This is a genomic window from Serratia sp. CY29653 (assembly GCF_052169255.1).
GTDB lineage: Bacteria > Pseudomonadota > Gammaproteobacteria > Enterobacterales > Enterobacteriaceae > Serratia > Serratia sarumanii.
This window is the reverse complement of record NZ_JBJNLC010000001.1, coordinates 1,189,760-1,204,829: the sequence shown is the minus strand read 5'-3', so window position 1 is coordinate 1,204,829 and position 15,070 is coordinate 1,189,760. Positions and strand designations below refer to the sequence as shown.

General features: G+C 61.1%; 14 protein-coding genes and 1 riboswitch. Of the genes, 4 read left to right on the top strand and 10 right to left on the bottom strand.

Going from position 1 to position 15,070, the window contains the following annotated elements; translation table 11 throughout:
• Window positions 1–8 precede the first annotated feature (8 nt).
• From pqqB to ACJ8HN_RS05760, 7 genes are all read right to left on the bottom strand, one after another.
• Window positions 9–920: a pyrroloquinoline quinone biosynthesis protein PqqB gene (gene pqqB, locus ACJ8HN_RS05790; protein ID WP_060428303.1), complete on the bottom strand. Its 912-nt coding sequence runs from the start codon at window positions 918–920 to the stop codon at window positions 9–11.
• A gap of 57 nt (window positions 921–977) precedes the next feature.
• Window positions 978–1,055 (bottom strand): pyrroloquinoline quinone precursor peptide PqqA, encoded by a 78-nt coding sequence (gene pqqA / locus ACJ8HN_RS05785; protein WP_004937827.1) that lies wholly within the window; start codon window positions 1,053–1,055, stop codon window positions 978–980.
• A 117-nt stretch (window positions 1,056–1,172) separates the two neighbouring features.
• Entirely contained in the window at window positions 1,173–2,222 is a 1,050-nt protein-coding gene (locus tag ACJ8HN_RS05780; RefSeq protein WP_060428301.1) for a dipeptidase, read from the bottom strand.
• A 136-nt stretch (window positions 2,223–2,358) separates the two neighbouring features.
• Entirely contained in the window at window positions 2,359–3,282 is a 924-nt protein-coding gene (locus ACJ8HN_RS05775) for a LysR family transcriptional regulator (RefSeq protein WP_164097692.1), read from the bottom strand.
• Window positions 3,283–3,423: 141 nt separating this feature from the next.
• Complete coding sequence (locus ACJ8HN_RS05770; RefSeq protein ID WP_442523148.1) at window positions 3,424–4,893, bottom strand: pyridoxal phosphate-dependent decarboxylase family protein; 1,470 nt, start codon at window positions 4,891–4,893, stop codon at window positions 3,424–3,426.
• Between the two features lie 18 nt (window positions 4,894–4,911).
• Window positions 4,912–6,294 (bottom strand): diaminobutyrate--2-oxoglutarate transaminase, encoded by a 1,383-nt coding sequence (locus ACJ8HN_RS05765; protein ID WP_072010260.1) that lies wholly within the window; start codon window positions 6,292–6,294, stop codon window positions 4,912–4,914.
• Window positions 6,295–6,800: 506 nt separating this feature from the next.
• Window positions 6,801–8,021 (bottom strand): NADH:flavin oxidoreductase/NADH oxidase family protein, encoded by a 1,221-nt coding sequence (locus ACJ8HN_RS05760; protein ID WP_442523147.1) that lies wholly within the window; start codon window positions 8,019–8,021, stop codon window positions 6,801–6,803.
• Window positions 8,022–8,092: 71 nt separating this feature from the next.
• Here ACJ8HN_RS05760 and ACJ8HN_RS05755 point away from each other — a divergent pair, with 71 nt between their 5' ends.
• Window positions 8,093–8,515, top strand: coding sequence for a MerR family transcriptional regulator (locus ACJ8HN_RS05755; RefSeq protein ID WP_049196976.1), 423 nt, complete (start codon window positions 8,093–8,095; stop codon window positions 8,513–8,515).
• Here the strand turns inward: ACJ8HN_RS05755 and eno are convergent.
• Genes eno through ACJ8HN_RS05740 form a run of 3 tightly spaced genes read right to left on the bottom strand, consistent with a single transcriptional unit; the run spans window position 8,502 to window position 11,199 of the window.
• Window positions 8,502–9,785 (bottom strand): phosphopyruvate hydratase, encoded by a 1,284-nt coding sequence (gene eno / locus ACJ8HN_RS05750; RefSeq protein WP_060436315.1) that lies wholly within the window; start codon window positions 9,783–9,785, stop codon window positions 8,502–8,504. The two genes, ACJ8HN_RS05755 and eno, sit on opposite strands and share 14 nt — an antisense overlap.
• 16 nt (window positions 9,786–9,801) lie before the next feature.
• Window positions 9,802–10,230, bottom strand: coding sequence for a universal stress protein (locus ACJ8HN_RS05745; RefSeq protein ID WP_442523146.1), 429 nt, complete (start codon window positions 10,228–10,230; stop codon window positions 9,802–9,804).
• A 3-nt stretch (window positions 10,231–10,233) separates the two neighbouring features.
• Window positions 10,234–11,199, bottom strand: a complete 966-nt coding sequence (locus ACJ8HN_RS05740; protein WP_080335424.1) for a DHHA2 domain-containing protein — start codon at window positions 11,197–11,199, stop codon at window positions 10,234–10,236.
• A 40-nt stretch (window positions 11,200–11,239) separates the two neighbouring features.
• Window positions 11,240–11,315, bottom strand: a riboswitch (Fluoride riboswitch).
• A gap of 179 nt (window positions 11,316–11,494) precedes the next feature.
• Here ACJ8HN_RS05740 and ACJ8HN_RS05735 point away from each other — a divergent pair.
• The 3 genes from ACJ8HN_RS05735 (at window position 11,495) to ACJ8HN_RS05725 (ending at window position 14,756) form a co-directional block, all read left to right on the top strand.
• Window positions 11,495–13,375: a diguanylate cyclase domain-containing protein gene (locus tag ACJ8HN_RS05735; protein WP_442523145.1), complete on the top strand. Its 1,881-nt coding sequence runs from the start codon at window positions 11,495–11,497 to the stop codon at window positions 13,373–13,375.
• Window positions 13,376–13,446: 71 nt separating this feature from the next.
• On the top strand, window positions 13,447–14,295 hold the full coding sequence (locus ACJ8HN_RS05730; protein ID WP_047567479.1) for an AraC family transcriptional regulator: 849 nt from the start codon (window positions 13,447–13,449) through the stop codon (window positions 14,293–14,295).
• A 53-nt stretch (window positions 14,296–14,348) separates the two neighbouring features.
• A complete protein-coding gene (locus ACJ8HN_RS05725) occupies window positions 14,349–14,756 on the top strand; it encodes a DUF2000 domain-containing protein (protein WP_033653160.1) in 408 nt (135 codons plus the stop codon).
• The last annotated feature ends 314 nt before the right edge of the window (window positions 14,757–15,070 follow it).

Sequence of the window (15,070 nt, the reverse complement as noted above, 5' to 3'; positions counted from 1 at the left end):
GCGGTTCCCTACAGTTCGATATTCATGCCGTCCCAGCTTACTTCAATGCCGGCGGCGGTCAGGCTTTGCCGCTCTACCGAGTCTTCATTGAGGATAGGGTTGGTATTGTTTATGTGGATCAGGATCTTACGCCTGGCGGGCAAGGTGGCGAGCAGGGCCGCCAGCCCGTGTTCTTCCGCCAGCGCCAGATGCCCCATGTCCTTGCCGGTATTGCGGCCCACGCCGGCGTTGGCCAGCTCGTTGTCGCGCCACAGCGTGCCGTCGATCAGCAGGCAGTCCGCGCGGCGCAGCCACGGCAGCAGCACCTCGTCCGGCTCACCCAGGCCCGGCGCGTACAGCAGCGCCACCCCGCGCGCGGTATCTTCGATAAACAGCGCCACGTTGTGGCCCGGCAGCGGGCGATCGCGGAACGGCGAATAGGGCGGCGCGTTGCTGAGCAGCGGAATGGCGGTAAAGCGCACGTTCGGGCAGACCATCGTGCGGAACGGCTCGCCGGGCGTCACCGGGTGGTGAATCAGGCCGCCGTTCCAGTGTGAGAGCATGGGAAACACCGGGAAACCGGTGCTGAGATCGTCATGCACTTCAGGGGTGCACCAGACGTGATGCGGGCAGCCCTCGCGCAAATTGAGCAAGCCCGCGCTGTGATCGATCTGGCTGTCGGTCAACACGATCGCGCCGATGCCGGTGCCGCGCAGCACCTCGGGATTATTCAATTCGGGCGAGGCCAGCAACTGATGGCAAATGTCCGGGGAAACGTTGCACAGCACCCAGTTTTTACCGTCGTCGCTGACGGCGATGGAGGACTGCGTGCGGCGCGTGGCGCTGATGCTGTGGTCGCGAACGCCCCGACAGTTGTCGCAGTTGCAATTCCACTGGGGAAAGCCGCCGCCCGCCGCCGAGCCGAGAACTTTTATCTGCATGTCTAAACCAGAAAAGAAGGAAAGAAATGCCCGCGCGAAAGGCGGGCAGACGGGCGATTAACGGTTGGAAATGTACAGCGTCACTTCCAGCCCCAGACGCAGATCAACAAACTCAGGTTTAGTCCAGGTAGTCATAGCGGTGCTCCTTTGCATGCATCGTAATAAGTCGAACCCAATGAGAAACGTTCGCATTCGGCCGGCCCAATGTTGGCGAAATGTGACGGAGATCGCAACCTTTAAAGCGTAACCGGGTTATTCACCCCAGGCGGCGGTGAGCGCGTTCAGCCAGTTGCGCCAGGTCAGCTTCTCCAGCAACCGGTTATCGAACCCGGCCTGCGCCAGCGCTTGCGTCAGGCGCGGCAGGCCAGCGGCGTCCTCCAGCGGTTGCGGTACGTTGACCCCGTCAAAATCAGAGCCAAATCCCACGCGATCTTCACCAAGTTTAGCGATCAAATACTCAACGTGTTTAACAATTTCTGTTAAGTCGGTTGTTGCACTGTCACGTTTACCGTCCGCACGCAGGAAGGCGGTGCCGAAATTGACGCCGACCATCCCGCCGCTCTGGGCGATGGCGCCCAGCTGTGCGTCGGTCAGGTTGCGCGGCTGGGGGCAGAGGGCGTGGGCGTTGGAGTGGGTGGCGACCAGCGGCGCGTTGCTCAGCGCGGCGGTTTGCCAGAAGGTTTTCTCGTTCATGTGCGAGACGTCGATCATGATGCGGCGGCGGTTGCAGGCGCGGATCAGCGCCTCGCCGGCCGGCGTCAGGCCGGGGCCGGTATCGGGTGAGCCCGGGAACGGCCCGCTGACGCCGGTGCCGAAGGCGTTCGGCAGATTCCAGAATGGCCCGATGCTGCGCACGCCCAGCCGGTAGAAGGCCTCCAGCTGCGTCAGCTCCGCGTCGATCATGCCGGCACCTTCGATATGCAGCACCGCGGCAATTTGCCGGTTGAGGCGGCACTGTTCTATCTCGGTGGCGGTGCGGCAGATGCGCAGTCGCCCCTGAGAAGCCTGCTCCAACTGCTGCAGGATGGCGATCTGCCGTTCGGCGATCGCCAGCGGATCGAAGGCGGCCTGCGCCTCGTCCTGCGTTTGGTTGCGCATCTGGGCGATATAGCTGACCGGGGGAATAAATACCGCGAACAGTCCGCCGAAAAATCCGCCGCGCCGCATGCGGGAGAAATCGAGGTGGCCCGGCGTGACGCGGGAATAGAAGGCGGCGGCCGGATCGTCGTCGTGCTGCAGCCACAGGTTGAGCAGCAGGTCGTTATGGCCGTCGAATACCGGCCAGAGAGGGGGAAGCGTCATGAGCGTTTCACTGAGTCAGGCATCGTGAACGCTATGTTCTCCCATCGCGCGAGGGGGAACAACCCTCAGGGTATGGGGGCTTTGCCGTTGGCTGGATCACTCGACGTCAGTAATGCAAAATATAGTGACATTGTCACTATTCGCGAAACGGTTCCTGCACGCGCTGGCGACAGACCGACAGCACCAATTGCCGCAGCCAGCGGTGATCCGCCTCGGCGTCCAGGCGCGGGTGCCACATTTGCGACACGGTGATAGGCGGCGTTTTCACCGGCAGCTCAAAGACGCGCAGCGGGCCGTCGGCCGGTTGAGCGTGCAGGAAGGAGGCGGGCAACAGCGCCAGCAGGTTCGAGGCTTGCGCCACCGCCAGCGCGGCCGGAAAACTCGGCACCACGGCGGCAATCTGGCGCGTCAGCCCCAGCTCCGCCAGCGCGGCGTCTACCGGCCCGAGAATGCGCCCGCTGCGCGAGGCCACCACGTGGCCGCAGGCGGCGTAGTCGGCGGCGCCGATCTCCGGCTGCTGCGCAAGCGGGTGCGAGGTTCTCATCACGCCGACGAAGCGATCGCGGAACAGCGCCTGCAGGCGGATTTCCGGGCCCATGTCACCCAGCACGCCTATCTCCAGATCGACCAGCCCTTCACGCAGCGGGCGGTCGCTTTTCTCCGGCTTGGGCGCAAAGCGCAGCCGCACCCGCGGCGCCTGTTCGGCAGCGGCGGCGATCAGCGCCGGGCCGAAGGCTTCGACGAAGCCGTCGTTGGCACGCAGCGTGAAGGTACGATCCAGCTCGGCGGGATCTAATGCTCCGTGCGCCGGGCGCAGCAGCGCACGGGCTTCGAATGCCGTATTTCGCGTCCGCTCGCGCAGCGTTTCGGCATAGGGCGTCAGCACCATATGACGGCCGGCGCGAACCAGCAGGGGATCGCCGGTGGCCGCGCGCAGCCGGTTGAGGGTACGGCTCATCGCCGAAGCGCTTAAACCGAGACGCCGTGCGGCGCCGACGACGCTGCCCGCCGTCAGCAGCGCATCGAGCGCGATCAACAGGTTGAAATCAGGCTCGGTCATGTGTGCATATCCTGTGGCGCTGGAATGAGAGAAGGCGTTTGATGCAGTATATCTGCGTAAACGCTGCGTCTCATGCGATCTGATGAGCAATAAAAAAGCCGATAACGGAGGTTATCGGCTTGGGTGGCACACTGCGCGGCGTTATGCCGGCAGCTGCTGCGCGGTTTTCTCGACCAGCGCCAGCAACAGCTTGATGTCTTCCAGCGTCACGATCGGGTTCAGCAGCGTCATCTTCAGGCAGGTTACGCCATCGAACTCGGTCACGCCGACGTTGGCGCGGCCCGATTCCAGCAGGGCGTCGCCGATGCGCTGGTTGAACAGGGCGACGGCCGCGTCGCCGTTCGCCGCCAGCTGCGCCGGACGGTAGCGGAACAGCACGCTGGCCAGCTGCGGCTGCATCACCAGTTCCAGCGATTCCTGATCGGCGATGTAACGCGCCACCTGTTGCGCCAGCGTCACGCCATGATCGATGATCTCGGCGTATTGCTTCTGCCCCAGCGCCTCCAGCCCCATCCACAGCTTCAACGCATCGAAGCGGCGGGTGGTCTGCAGCGACTTGGACACCAGGTTCGGCACGCCTTGCGCTTCGTCGAACTCGGAGTTCAGGTAGGCCGCCTGATAGCGCATCAGCTCATAGTGACGCTCGTCTTTCAGCAGGAAGGCGCCGCAGCTGATGGTCTGGAAGAACTGCTTGTGGAAGTCCAGGGTAATGGAGTCCACCAGTTCCAAGCCGTCCAGGTAGTCGCGGTACTGCTCGGAAAGCAGCAGCGCGCCGCCCCAGGCCGCATCCACGTGTACCCAAATCTGCTGCTGCGCCGCCAGCCGCGCGATGTCGCGCAGCGGGTCAATGGCACCGGCGTCGGTGGTGCCGGCGGTGGCGACAATCGCCATCACCTGCTCGCCGTTGGCCTTGGCCTGCGCCAGTTTTTCCGCCAGATCGTTCACGTCCATGCGGGCGAAGCGATCGGTTTTCACCAGGGTGACGGACTGATAGCCGAGGCCCATCAGCGCCATGTTCTTCTGCACCGAGAAGTGGGCATTTTCAGAACAGAACACCTTCAGCTTGCGCAGATCGCCCACCAGGCCGTCCTGCTGCACGGAGTGGCCCTGACGCGCGAAGAATGCATCGCGCGCCAGCATCAGCCCCATCAGGTTGCTCTGGGTGCCGCCGCTGGTGAACACCCCGGCGTCGCCGGGCTGGTAACCAATCTGGGCGCGCAGCCATTCGATCAGCTTCATTTCGATCAGCGTGGCCGACGGGCTCTGATCCCAGGAATCCATGCTCTGGTTGGTGGCGTTGATCAGCACTTCGGCGGCCTGGCTTATCACCAGGCTCGGGCAGTGCAGGTGCGCCACGCACTGCGGGTGGTGCACCGACAGGCTGTCTTTCAAAAAGTACTCGATGGCGCGATCGATCGCCGCCTGGTTGCCCAGGCCTTGCGGGGTGAAGTCGAGCTTGATGCGCTCGCGCAGTTCGGCAACGCTTTTGCCCTGATACATCTCGGGCTGTTGCAGCCATTGCACGACGGCTTCACTGCTCTGCGCGATCGCCTGGCGGTAAGCCTCGGCGCTGTGCGCCGAGGAAGCCAGAATCGGGTTTAACTTGGACATCGCGGTCATTCGCTCCAATCAGACTGGCTTGACGCCGGCGGCCAACAGCGCCTGCTCAAATTTATCCAGGAAAATACCCAGCTCATCGTTGGTGATCAGCAGGGAAGGCAGCAGACGCAGCACGCAGCCATTGCGCCCGCCGCGCTCCAGGATCAGACCGGATTCGAAGCACTTTTTCTGCAGCAACGCGGACAGCTCGCCATCGGCCGGGTAGCAGCCCATGTGATCCTGCGCTTCGTTCGGCTTGACGATCTCGATGCCGATCATCAGGCCCAGGCCGCGGACGTGACCGATCACCGGATACCGTTTCTGCAGCTCGGCCAGTTTGCCTTTCAGCCATTCGCCCTGCGCGGCCACTTTGTCGGCGACCTGGTGCTCTTTCAGGTATTGCAGGGTGGTCAGGCCGGTGGCCATCGCCAGCTGGTTGCCGCGGAAGGTGCCGGTGTGGTGACCCGGTTCCCAGGCGTCGAACTCTTTCTTGATGCCCAGCACCGCGAGCGGCAAGCCGCCGCCGACCGCTTTCGACATAACGATGATGTCCGGCTCGATGCCCGCGTGTTCGAAGGCGAACAGCTTGCCCGTACGGGCGAAACCGGCCTGAACTTCGTCGATGATCAGCAGAATGCCATGCTCCTGCGTCACTTTGCGGATGCGCTGCAGCCACTCGGCCGGCGCCGGGTTAACGCCGCCTTCGCCTTGAACGGCTTCCAGGATCACCGCCGCCGGTTTGCGCACGCCGCTTTCCACGTCGTTGATCAGGTTGTCGAAGTAGTAGGTCAGCGCCTTGACGCCGGCTTCGCCGCCGATGCCCAGCGGGCAGCGGTATTCATGCGGATAAGGCATGAACTGCACTTCCGGCATCATGCCGTTGATCGCCGCCTTCGGCGACAGGTTGCCGGTGACCGACAGCGCGCCGTGGGTCATACCGTGATAACCGCCGGAGAAGCTGATCACGCCGGAACGGCCGGTGTGCTTTTTCGCCAGCTTCAGCGCGGCTTCCACCGCATCGGCGCCGGACGGGCCGCAGAACTGCAGGCAATATTCTTTGCCTTCGCCCGGCAACAGAGAGAGCAGGTAATCGGAGAAACGATCTTTTAACGGGGTCGTGAGATCGAGAGTATGTAACGGCAAGCCGCTGGTAATGACATTTTGGATGCTTTGCAGGACGTCGGGGTGATTATGTCCAAGAGCCAACGTTCCCGCCCCGGCCAGGCAATCAAGATATTGATTATTCTCAACATCAGTGATCCAAACGCCCTGGGCTTTCGCAATTGCCAACGGCAATTTGCGCGGATAACTCCTAACATTCGACTCAAATTCGGCTTGGCGCGCCAAATAGGTTTCATTGTTTCCGTTTAATGAGTTTGCAACTAAAGTATCAATACGGACTTTATCCGTCATCATATCTCTCCTACAACCGAAGGTCTCAAGACGCAACGATTGAATTAATGAATTAGAAAAGTAACTGCCTTGTGAAAAGCGCGACCAATATATGGCTTTTTCGCCTGGGACTCAATAGCCGATTTTGTTTTGAATTGTTTAGTTTTTTCTTAGGCTCATCAATATGTTGTTGATTTGTTGACCGTTGGTTTTGCCGGCAAAAAAAAACATTTCTTTAACATTGCGTAAAAATGCTTTTCTGCTTTCCTTTGGCTGCTTCTTTAATGCATTTATTATTAAGGTGAATTTCCGATTAATAACATAAATAGAAAATAGCGGCTTATTTTCATCTATTCACCACCTTAAGTCCTAAAGCGGTTATATACACAAAATTTGTGATGAATATAAGCAGCCGAGCGTTAAAAGCGCAGTATCCAGAGCGGTGATTTCTTGCAGATTTTACGTAGCGCGATCAAAAAAGCGGGATTTTTGTGCGGCCGCCGGCGTGTTTGCCGGCGCCGCGGTCATTAACGTTGCCGTAACCAGGTGTGGTAACGCTGCAGGATACGGCGGGTACGCCACTGATCGACGACCAGCGTGAACAGCGGCGAGTAGCGCACATTGCGCGGCCGATCGTCACTCAACGCGCGCATCCGGCGCTTGACCAGCGCCATGCGGGCGAGCGACGCCATCACTTTGCTGCGCCAGGTGACCGGGGCAGGCAGCGCATGGGGGGCCGCGCCGGTTTGCCAGCGCCGCGGCAGATCGGGCACTTCCGCCATGGCGGTAGCGATGCCGACGACCGCGACGCCGCTGTCCAGCACCCGCTGCGCCACCGACGGGCGGGCGATGCCGCCGGTGGTCATCACCGGCATGCGCGCGACGGCGGCAAGATCGCGGGCGAAGGTCAGAAAATAGGCTTCGCGCGCCAGAGTGCGGCCGTCCGCCGTGTCGCCTTGCATCGCCGGGCTTTCGTAGCTGCCGCCGGACAGTTCGATCAGATCAACCGGCAACTCGTTCAACATCAGCACCACTTGGCGGGCATCGTCCGATGAAAAACCGCCGCGCTGGAAATCGGCGGAGTTCAGTTTGACCGCCACGCAAAATTCCGGCGAGACGCGCTCGCGCACCGCACGCACTACCTCCAGCAGCAACCGGGCGCGGTTCGCCAACTCGCCGCCCCAGCGATCGTTGCGCTGGTTGGTCAGCGGCGAGAGAAACTGGGAAATCAGATAGCCGTGCGCCGCGTGGATCTCCACGCCGGTAAAACCGGCCTGTTCGGCGGCGTGCGCGCTGGCGGCGAAGCGCGCGATCACCTCGGCGATCTGCGCTGCATCCATCGCCTGCGGCTGGGCGAACAGCTTGCTGTGCTTGCCCATCGCCAGCGGGATGGCGGAGGGCGCCCACGCGTTACCGCCCATGTTCGCCATCACCTGCCGGCCCGGGTGGTTAAGCTGCATCCACACCTGCGCGCCGCCCTGGCGCGCGGCCTTGGCCCAGGTTTCGAACGGGGCGAGCGGCGTGTCCTGTTCCAGCACCACGCCGCCGGGGCCGGTCATGGCGCGGCCGTCGATCATCACGTTGCCGGTGATGATCAAGCCGGCGCCGCCTTCGGCCCAGTAGCGGTATAAGCGCCACAGCGCCGGGCCGGGCAATTGGCCCGGGGCGGCCAGATTTTCTTCCATCGCCGCCTTGGCCAGACGGTTGGATAAACGGCTGCCGTTGGGCAGTGTCAGTGGGGTAAACATCGGTTTGCGCTCCTGTCGTACGGGGAATTGCGCTATACTAGGTTTAAAGTTAACTTTAAGGTCAATAGGGCATGAAGATCGGAGAATTGGCGCAGCGCGCCGGCATGGCCGCCTCGGCGATACGCTACTACGAGCAGTTGGGGTTGTTGCCGAAACCGGTGCGCGGCGTCAACGGCTATCGGGTGTACGGCGACAGCGCGCTGGAGCGTTTGCACCTGATCCAAATCGGCCAGAATCTGGGTTTTTCGCTGCAGGCGATCCAACGGGTGCTGGCGCTGCAGGGCAGCGCTTATCAGGATGGGTTGATACGCGGCGTCGATGAACGGCTGGCGGAGATCGAGCTGATGATGGCCACGCTGAATGAACAACGAGAAACCTTGTTGACGACCCGGCTGACCTTATTGGCGTCCGGTGTGGCAGGGCTGTGCCAAACCAAGGGCGAAAAACAGGCCGACGCATCGCCGGCCCGGCCGGCAAAGCTTAGCGGCGTTTAAAGGCGGAACGCCCGGCATACACCGCCGCGGCGCCCAACTGGTCTTCGATGCGCATCAGCTGATTGTATTTTTCGATGCGCTCGCCGCGGCTCGGCGCGCCGGTTTTCAGATGGCCGGCTCGCATCGCGATCGTCATGTCGGCGATAAAGCTGTCGACGGTTTCACCGCTGCGGTGCGAGATAAAGGTGCCCCAGCCGTTCGCCTGGCAGAGCTGTACGGCGGCGAAGGTTTCGCTCAGCGTGCCGATCTGGTTCAGCTTGATCAGCGCCGCATTGGCCAACCGTTCATCAATCCCGCGCTGGATGTATTTCACGTTGGTGACGAACAGATCGTCGCCGACCAGCTCCACCTGGTCGCCCAGGGCATCGCTCAGAATACGCCAGCCGGCCCAATCGTCTTCGGCCAAGCCGTCTTCAATCAGCACGATGGGGAAGTCCTGCACCAGCCGTTGGTAATAGGCCGTCATCTGGGCTGCGTCCAACTCGAGGTTCTCGCTGCGCAGACGGTACTTGCCGTCTGCGTAGAATTCGCTCGAGGCCGGATCCATGCAGATCGCGATATCTTCTCCCGGCCGGTAGCCGGCTTTTTCTATCGCCTGCACGATCAGCTCGAGCGGCTGGCGATTTGAGGCGACCGCCGGCGCGAAACCGCCTTCGTCACCGACGCCGACCGACAGGCCTTTTTCCAACAGGATTTGGCGTAGCGCCTGATAAACTTCACTACCCCAGCGCACGGCCTCGCGCAGCGACGGCGCGCCCAGGGGAGCTATCATAAACTCCTGAAAGTCCGCCCCTTGCCACCGGGCGTGCACGCCGCCGTTGATGATATTCATGCAGGGCACCGGCAGCAGGTTGGCGCCGATGCCGCCCAGATAACGATACAGCGGCAGCTGCGACAATTGCGCCGCGAGGCGGGCGGCGGCCAGAGAAACGCCGAGCAGGGCGTTGGCCCCCAATCGGCTCTTGTTCTCGCTGCCGTCCAGCGCGATCAGCCGGCGGTCAATCTCCGCCTGTTGGCGCACATCCACCCCGAGTAGCGCCTCATTGATCGCCGTTTTGACGCTGTGCACCGCCTCCAGTACGCCTTTGCCGCCGAAACGGTGCGGATCGCCGTCGCGGTGCTCCACCGCCTCGCGCGACCCGGTGCTGGCTCCCGAAGGCACCGAAGCCCGGGCCACGACGCCCGCCGCGCTCATGTCGACTTCGACGGTCGGGTTGCCGCGCGAATCCAGGATCTCTCTGGCGGTTACGCTTTCAATCTCATAGCTCATGGGTAGTCACCTCGTTCTAGGGAGTGGGAACGTGTTTTATCAGCACGTCGATGGATAAATGGTTGATGAATTCGAAACCGAAGGAGGCAAAGACGCCAAACGGACGGTTCTGATGGCCGAGCAACAAAAGATCGACGCCTTCACGGGCAATCAGGGCTTCGACGTCTTTGAAGCGATGGATGCTGACGATTGCGCGCACCTCCAGGGGGATTGAGCAGTTTTCCACCAGGCGGCTGAGCATGGCTTTGGCGGCGATCACCTCGCTGGACTGGCGATCTTTGGTTTGCGCATCGCTGAGGTAGTCCAGCTCGGCATAGTCGGCGCTGATGTGCGCCACGGTAATGCGCGTATTCATCTGCTGATTGAGGCGTTCGGCATGGCGCAACAGCAGCCGGCCGTCGCGTTCATCCTGTACCAGCAGTAAAGCGTGTTGATAGAGCGGCATGACTTATCTCCCTGCGTTAGCGATCTGGAGGGTTAACCACGGTAAAACCTCTTTTTTTCGGCTCGTCATATCGGGCAGCGATACCTGACGAATGCCGAGCACCCGGTTCGACGAGAAATACAGGGTGGAGCGGCGGCGGGTGATATCGGTGACCAATAGTGCAGCCATCTCCAGCCCGGCTTCCTGCTTCGCTTGTTCAAGCGCCTGTTGCAGTGCGGGCAACAGCGGATCGATGTCGCTCATGGCCCGCACTTCTATCTGCGACAGCAGCAGCGAAACGGTATGGATGCGGTAATTCTTGGCGTCGCGCTGCAGCAACTGCGGGGCGGATTGCCCGGAGAGATCGGTTTTGGCGGCCAGCAGCCCGGCGATGAAAGCGTCATAGTCGACGTGAGAGATTGCGCGCAACCGGGTGACCGCCAGCCGATCCTGTTCCGTGGTGGTCGGCGCACTGAGCGCGACGGTGTCGCTCAGGATAGCTCCCAGCAGCAGAGTGGCCTGCGCGGCGCTAAGTGGCATCGGCCTTTCTGCCGTCAGGATCTGCAGGATCACGGTGGCGCAACAGCCGACGGCGCGCACCCAGACATCGGGCGGGTTGCGGGTGACTAACGTGCCCAGCCGGTGATGGTCGATAACGCCGACCACGTCGCTGTCGGGCAATGAGGCCGGGCCTTGTTCGATATCGGTAAAGTCGACCAGCCAGACTTTGCGGTCACGGAGATCGTCTGTCAGCAGCGCAGGTGCTTGTACGCCGGCGGCAGCCAGTATGTAGCGGGTTTCCGGCGTGAGGTCGCCTAGGCGGAAAGCCACGGCCGGTTTGCCTAGGTGATTGAGCCAGTCCGCGACCACCAGCGCGCTGCAGATGCTGTCGCTGTCGGGATTTTTATGGCCGAAAACGTACAGGGGCATTTCCCGCGCGACGGCATCGGGCTGGAACGGAAAAGGGGTAAGACGTGAGATTTCATTCATAGCGACTCCTGACATACCTGCCTAAAAAATAAAGCGAAGTTGTATATCAGGCGTCATCATCCGGTTCGAGTGAACGCGGCGGTTGGGAAAGGTGGAACACCATCACCTTGTGAACGACTGTAGCGCAGCGCGGGGGTAAACGCAACGTCCGGCAAAGCTGGCGAGAATGCGCAATCGGATTGATACTGAGTGAGTCTATGATGGACAAGGATATTTGTCGCTACCGACGGATAGGGCGAACGGACTCACGCCGGCTGGCTGCGCCGGAACCGTGGGTGACACAATGGGAGACAACATGCTCGAACCCTGCTTCCCCGAAAACGAAGCCGAACGCCTGTCGGTATTGAATTCGCTGAACGTGCTGGATTCAAACTCGGTGGAAAAACTGGATCGCATCACGCGGCTGGCGGCGAAATACTTCGGCGTGACCATTGCGCTGGTGTCGCTGATCGACCGGGATCGCCAATGGTTTTTATCGCGCTACGGTCTGGATGCCCGGGAAACGCCGCGCAATATTTCGTTTTGCGGCCATGCGATCTTGCAACGCGAAGCGCTGGTGGTGCCCGATACCGCCAACGACCCGCGCTTTTTCGATAATCCGCTGGTGATCGGCGGGCCGAGGATCGGTTTCTACGTCGGGCAGCCGCTGCTGTCGCTCGACGGGCTGCCGCTCGGCACCCTGTGCATTATCGACAGCCACCCGCAGCCGTTTTCCCCGGAACAACTGGCCGATCTGCATGATTTCGCCGCCGTGGTGGAGGAGTATCTGCAAAGTATTGAGCGCCACGTCTATACCGAAAACCTGAAGTCCGACCTGCAGCGCACGGAGGCCCTGTTCGAACAGACCTTCGCCCAGGCGGCGGTAGGGATGGCGCTGGTTTCGCTGCAGGGGTATTGGCTGCGGGTGAACCCGCGCATCTGCGAAATGCTGCACTATTCCGAGCGCGAACTGATGGATCGCACCTTCCAGGACATTACCTATCCGCTCGATCTCAATACCGACCTGGAAAAGCTGCAGCAGCTGTTGAAAAATGAAATCAGCACCTACTCGATGGAAAAACGCTATTTCCGCGCCGACGGCTCGATCGTTTGGGTGCAGCTGACGGTGGCGCTCAATCGCTTGCCGAACGGCAAACCGGACCATTTCATCTCGGTTATCGTCGATATCAGCGAGCGCAAGGCGGCCGAGGCCGATCTGTTCGCGTTGCAGCATGAGCTGGAGGAACGCGTCGAAACCCGCACGCGGGAGCTGAACGTGGTGGTCAAAAAACTCAACGAAGAGATTGAAACCCGCGTGCTCGCCGAATATCAGCTCAGTGCGGAGAAGGAGCGTCTGCGCGCCATTACCGACAACATGCCGGCCTTAATCAGCCAGATCGACGGCAATGAACGCTACCTGTTCGCCAACAGCGCCTACAAAACCTGGTTCGGTCTGGAGGAGTCCAGCCTCAGGGGGATGACGGTGCGCGATTTCATGGGGGAAAGCGTCTATCGGATAGCAAAACCGATGATCGAACGGGCCCTCGCGGGCGAAATGGTGAGTTTTGAGAATGAGCTGCAGACCCGGCAGGGGCTGCTGATGATCCACACCACGCTGGTGCCGTGCGAAGCGCAGGGCTTTTACATTCTCGCCATGGACATCACCGAACTGAAGCGGCTGCAGCAGCGGCTGGAATATGACGCGACCCACGACATGCTGACCGGATTGACCAACCGCCGTGCGTTTCTGCGCCGGTTGTCGGGCACGCTGCAGGCCTGTTGCCATCAGCGGCAGATGGCGCTGCTGTTTATCGATCTCGACGGCTTCAAAACCCTTAACGACAGCTATGGCCATGACTTCGGCGACGCGATCCTGAAAACCTTCGCCACGTTGCTCAGCGCCTGCGCCGGCGAGCGCCACAGCGTCTCGCGTCTGGCCGGTGACGAGTTCACGGTGATCCTGTGGCCGTTGACGGATCCGCGGCGCGAGGTCAGCGAGTTTTGCGAAAACGTGTTGGCGCAACTGGCCACAATTACGCAGATCGGGTCGCAGAAGGTACGGCTTTCCGCCAGCATCGGCGCGGCCATTTCCCCACGCGGCGATGTGACGGAGGAGATGCTGCTGACCCGCGCCGATGGCGCGATGTATCAGGCGAAATCGGCCCGAAAGGGCACTTACGCCATCTGCGAGCTGTGAGCGTGCAACCGCGGCGGTGTCAGGGTAAGCTGTTTTTTCTTTTCCTGTGAGCAGAACTCCGGACTGATTGCATGGCGTCAAATCATCAACATAAAGACTGGCTCGAATTGCGACGCGATGACGAAACCGGTATTGAGAGCGTCAACGCTCACTTTCAGGGGCATGCCTACGATCCTCACGATCATGATGAAATGCTGGTGGGCGTCACGCAGCAGGGCTTGCAGCGTTTCCATTGCCACCGCTCGCTGCATACCAGCCGGCCGGGGCGCGCCATGCTGATCGAGCCGGGCGCGGTGCACGATGGCCATGCGCCGCAGGCCGAGGGGTTTACCTATGCGATGCTTTATCTGCCGCAGCGCTGGGTCTCCGACGCGATGAGCCGCCGCGGATTGGGGGACGCTTCGGTGCTGGAAGGCGCCTTCCACAGCACGTTGACCGACGATCCGATGCTGGCGACCGCGATCCACCAGGCGTTTTTTGCGTTGCATCAGGGGGAAGGCCGGCTGGCGCGCGATCAAAGCCTGGATCAACTGCTGACGCTTTTGGCACGCCATATTCGCGTTCGGCCAACTTCCCAAAGCGATGACGCTTTAATTGAGATGAATCGCTTGCGGGACTACTTGCATGCACATATGGCGGATAATCCCAGCCTGGATGAACTTGCTCTTCAGTGCGGCCTGGATCGTTTCCGCCTGACTCGCCAGTTCACCCGGGCTTTCGGCCAGTCGCCGCACGCTTATTTGGTTCGGTTGAGGCTGCGGGCTGCACGCTTGCTGTTGGCGCAGGGGGAAGAACCGGCGCAGGTCGCCATGCAGGTGGGTTTTGCCGATCAGAGCCATTTGGGCCGCTGGTTCCAGCGCGCCTACCGATTATCGCCGGCGGCCTATCAACGCCAGTGCACAAACGTTCTATACCGCTAACTCGCTCATCGCCGATGATGCGCGTTTAACAGCACAACGGAGTAGAGCGAAATATGTTTGATACCAAGATAGCGTTTATCGTGCGTGACGATCTGCCAACCTGGCAGCGGCTGAACGTGGTGGCCTTTCTGGCGACGGGCATCGCCGCCGCGGCCCCGGAAATCATCGGCGAGCGTTACGTGGATGCGCAGGGCAGACGCTACGGCGCCATTTCCGGGCAGCCGATGCTGATTTTCGCCGCGGATCTGCCGGGCCTGCAAAATGTGCATCGCAAAGGATTGGAGCGGGAATTAACGCTGATCCCCTATGTGCACGCCATGTTCGCGACCGGGCACGATGAAGCCAACCGCCAGGTTTTTCGCGCTGAAGACGCGGACAATCTGGATTTGGTCGGCCTGGCGCTGCGCGGGCCGAAGAAAGCGGTGGATAAGGCGATAAAAGGCCTGGCGCTCCACGGCTAGGGCTGGAAAGTGCGCCGCCCGGCGGCGAAAGCAGGGGGCCAGTCCCATGCCGTCTGAATGGCGGTATGGGGGCTTTGGCGGCAACACTTGAAATGAGGTTCGGGCATCATTAAATGATAAGAACCGCGGTTTTTTGCGCCGTCGGCGAGGCTCTTATATATTTAGTAGCATGCCTGAGGCAGGTTAGGCATGAAACGGCGGTCGGTCGGGCCGCTGCAAGTACGACAGTTAATCCGTTCGCCAAGAGGCTGCGAGCCTGTGCTTTCGGTAGGGACAGCCGCCAATCGTTTTTACGGCGACCGAAGGCGGAGCAG

What these genes read in the sequence shown, in the direction of transcription:
- ACJ8HN_RS05745 (WP_442523146.1), bottom strand. Translation starts at nt 10,230, where the DNA reads ATGCCGCTCTATCAACACGCTTTACTGCTGGTACAGGATGAACGCGAC.
- ACJ8HN_RS05740 (WP_080335424.1), bottom strand. Translation starts at nt 11,199, where the DNA reads ATGAATGAAATCTCACGTCTTACCCCTTTTCCGTTCCAGCCCGATGCC.
- ACJ8HN_RS05725 (WP_033653160.1), top strand. Translation starts at nt 14,349, where the DNA reads ATGTTTGATACCAAGATAGCGTTTATCGTGCGTGACGATCTGCCAACC.
- ACJ8HN_RS05770 (WP_442523148.1), bottom strand. Translation starts at nt 4,893, where the DNA reads ATGTCCAAGTTAAACCCGATTCTGGCTTCCTCGGCGCACAGCGCCGAG.
- pqqB (WP_060428303.1), bottom strand. Translation starts at nt 920, where the DNA reads ATGCAGATAAAAGTTCTCGGCTCGGCGGCGGGCGGCGGCTTTCCCCAG.
- ACJ8HN_RS05730 (WP_047567479.1), top strand. Translation starts at nt 13,447, where the DNA reads ATGGCGTCAAATCATCAACATAAAGACTGGCTCGAATTGCGACGCGAT.
- ACJ8HN_RS05765 (WP_072010260.1), bottom strand. Translation starts at nt 6,294, where the DNA reads ATGACGGATAAAGTCCGTATTGATACTTTAGTTGCAAACTCATTAAAC.
- ACJ8HN_RS05755 (WP_049196976.1), top strand. Translation starts at nt 8,093, where the DNA reads ATGAAGATCGGAGAATTGGCGCAGCGCGCCGGCATGGCCGCCTCGGCG.
- ACJ8HN_RS05780 (WP_060428301.1), bottom strand. Translation starts at nt 2,222, where the DNA reads ATGACGCTTCCCCCTCTCTGGCCGGTATTCGACGGCCATAACGACCTG.
- ACJ8HN_RS05760 (WP_442523147.1), bottom strand. Translation starts at nt 8,021, where the DNA reads ATGTTTACCCCACTGACACTGCCCAACGGCAGCCGTTTATCCAACCGT.
- pqqA (WP_004937827.1), bottom strand. Translation starts at nt 1,055, where the DNA reads ATGACTACCTGGACTAAACCTGAGTTTGTTGATCTGCGTCTGGGGCTG.
- ACJ8HN_RS05735 (WP_442523145.1), top strand. Translation starts at nt 11,495, where the DNA reads ATGCTCGAACCCTGCTTCCCCGAAAACGAAGCCGAACGCCTGTCGGTA.
- ACJ8HN_RS05775 (WP_164097692.1), bottom strand. Translation starts at nt 3,282, where the DNA reads ATGACCGAGCCTGATTTCAACCTGTTGATCGCGCTCGATGCGCTGCTG.
- eno (WP_060436315.1), bottom strand. Translation starts at nt 9,785, where the DNA reads ATGAGCTATGAGATTGAAAGCGTAACCGCCAGAGAGATCCTGGATTCG.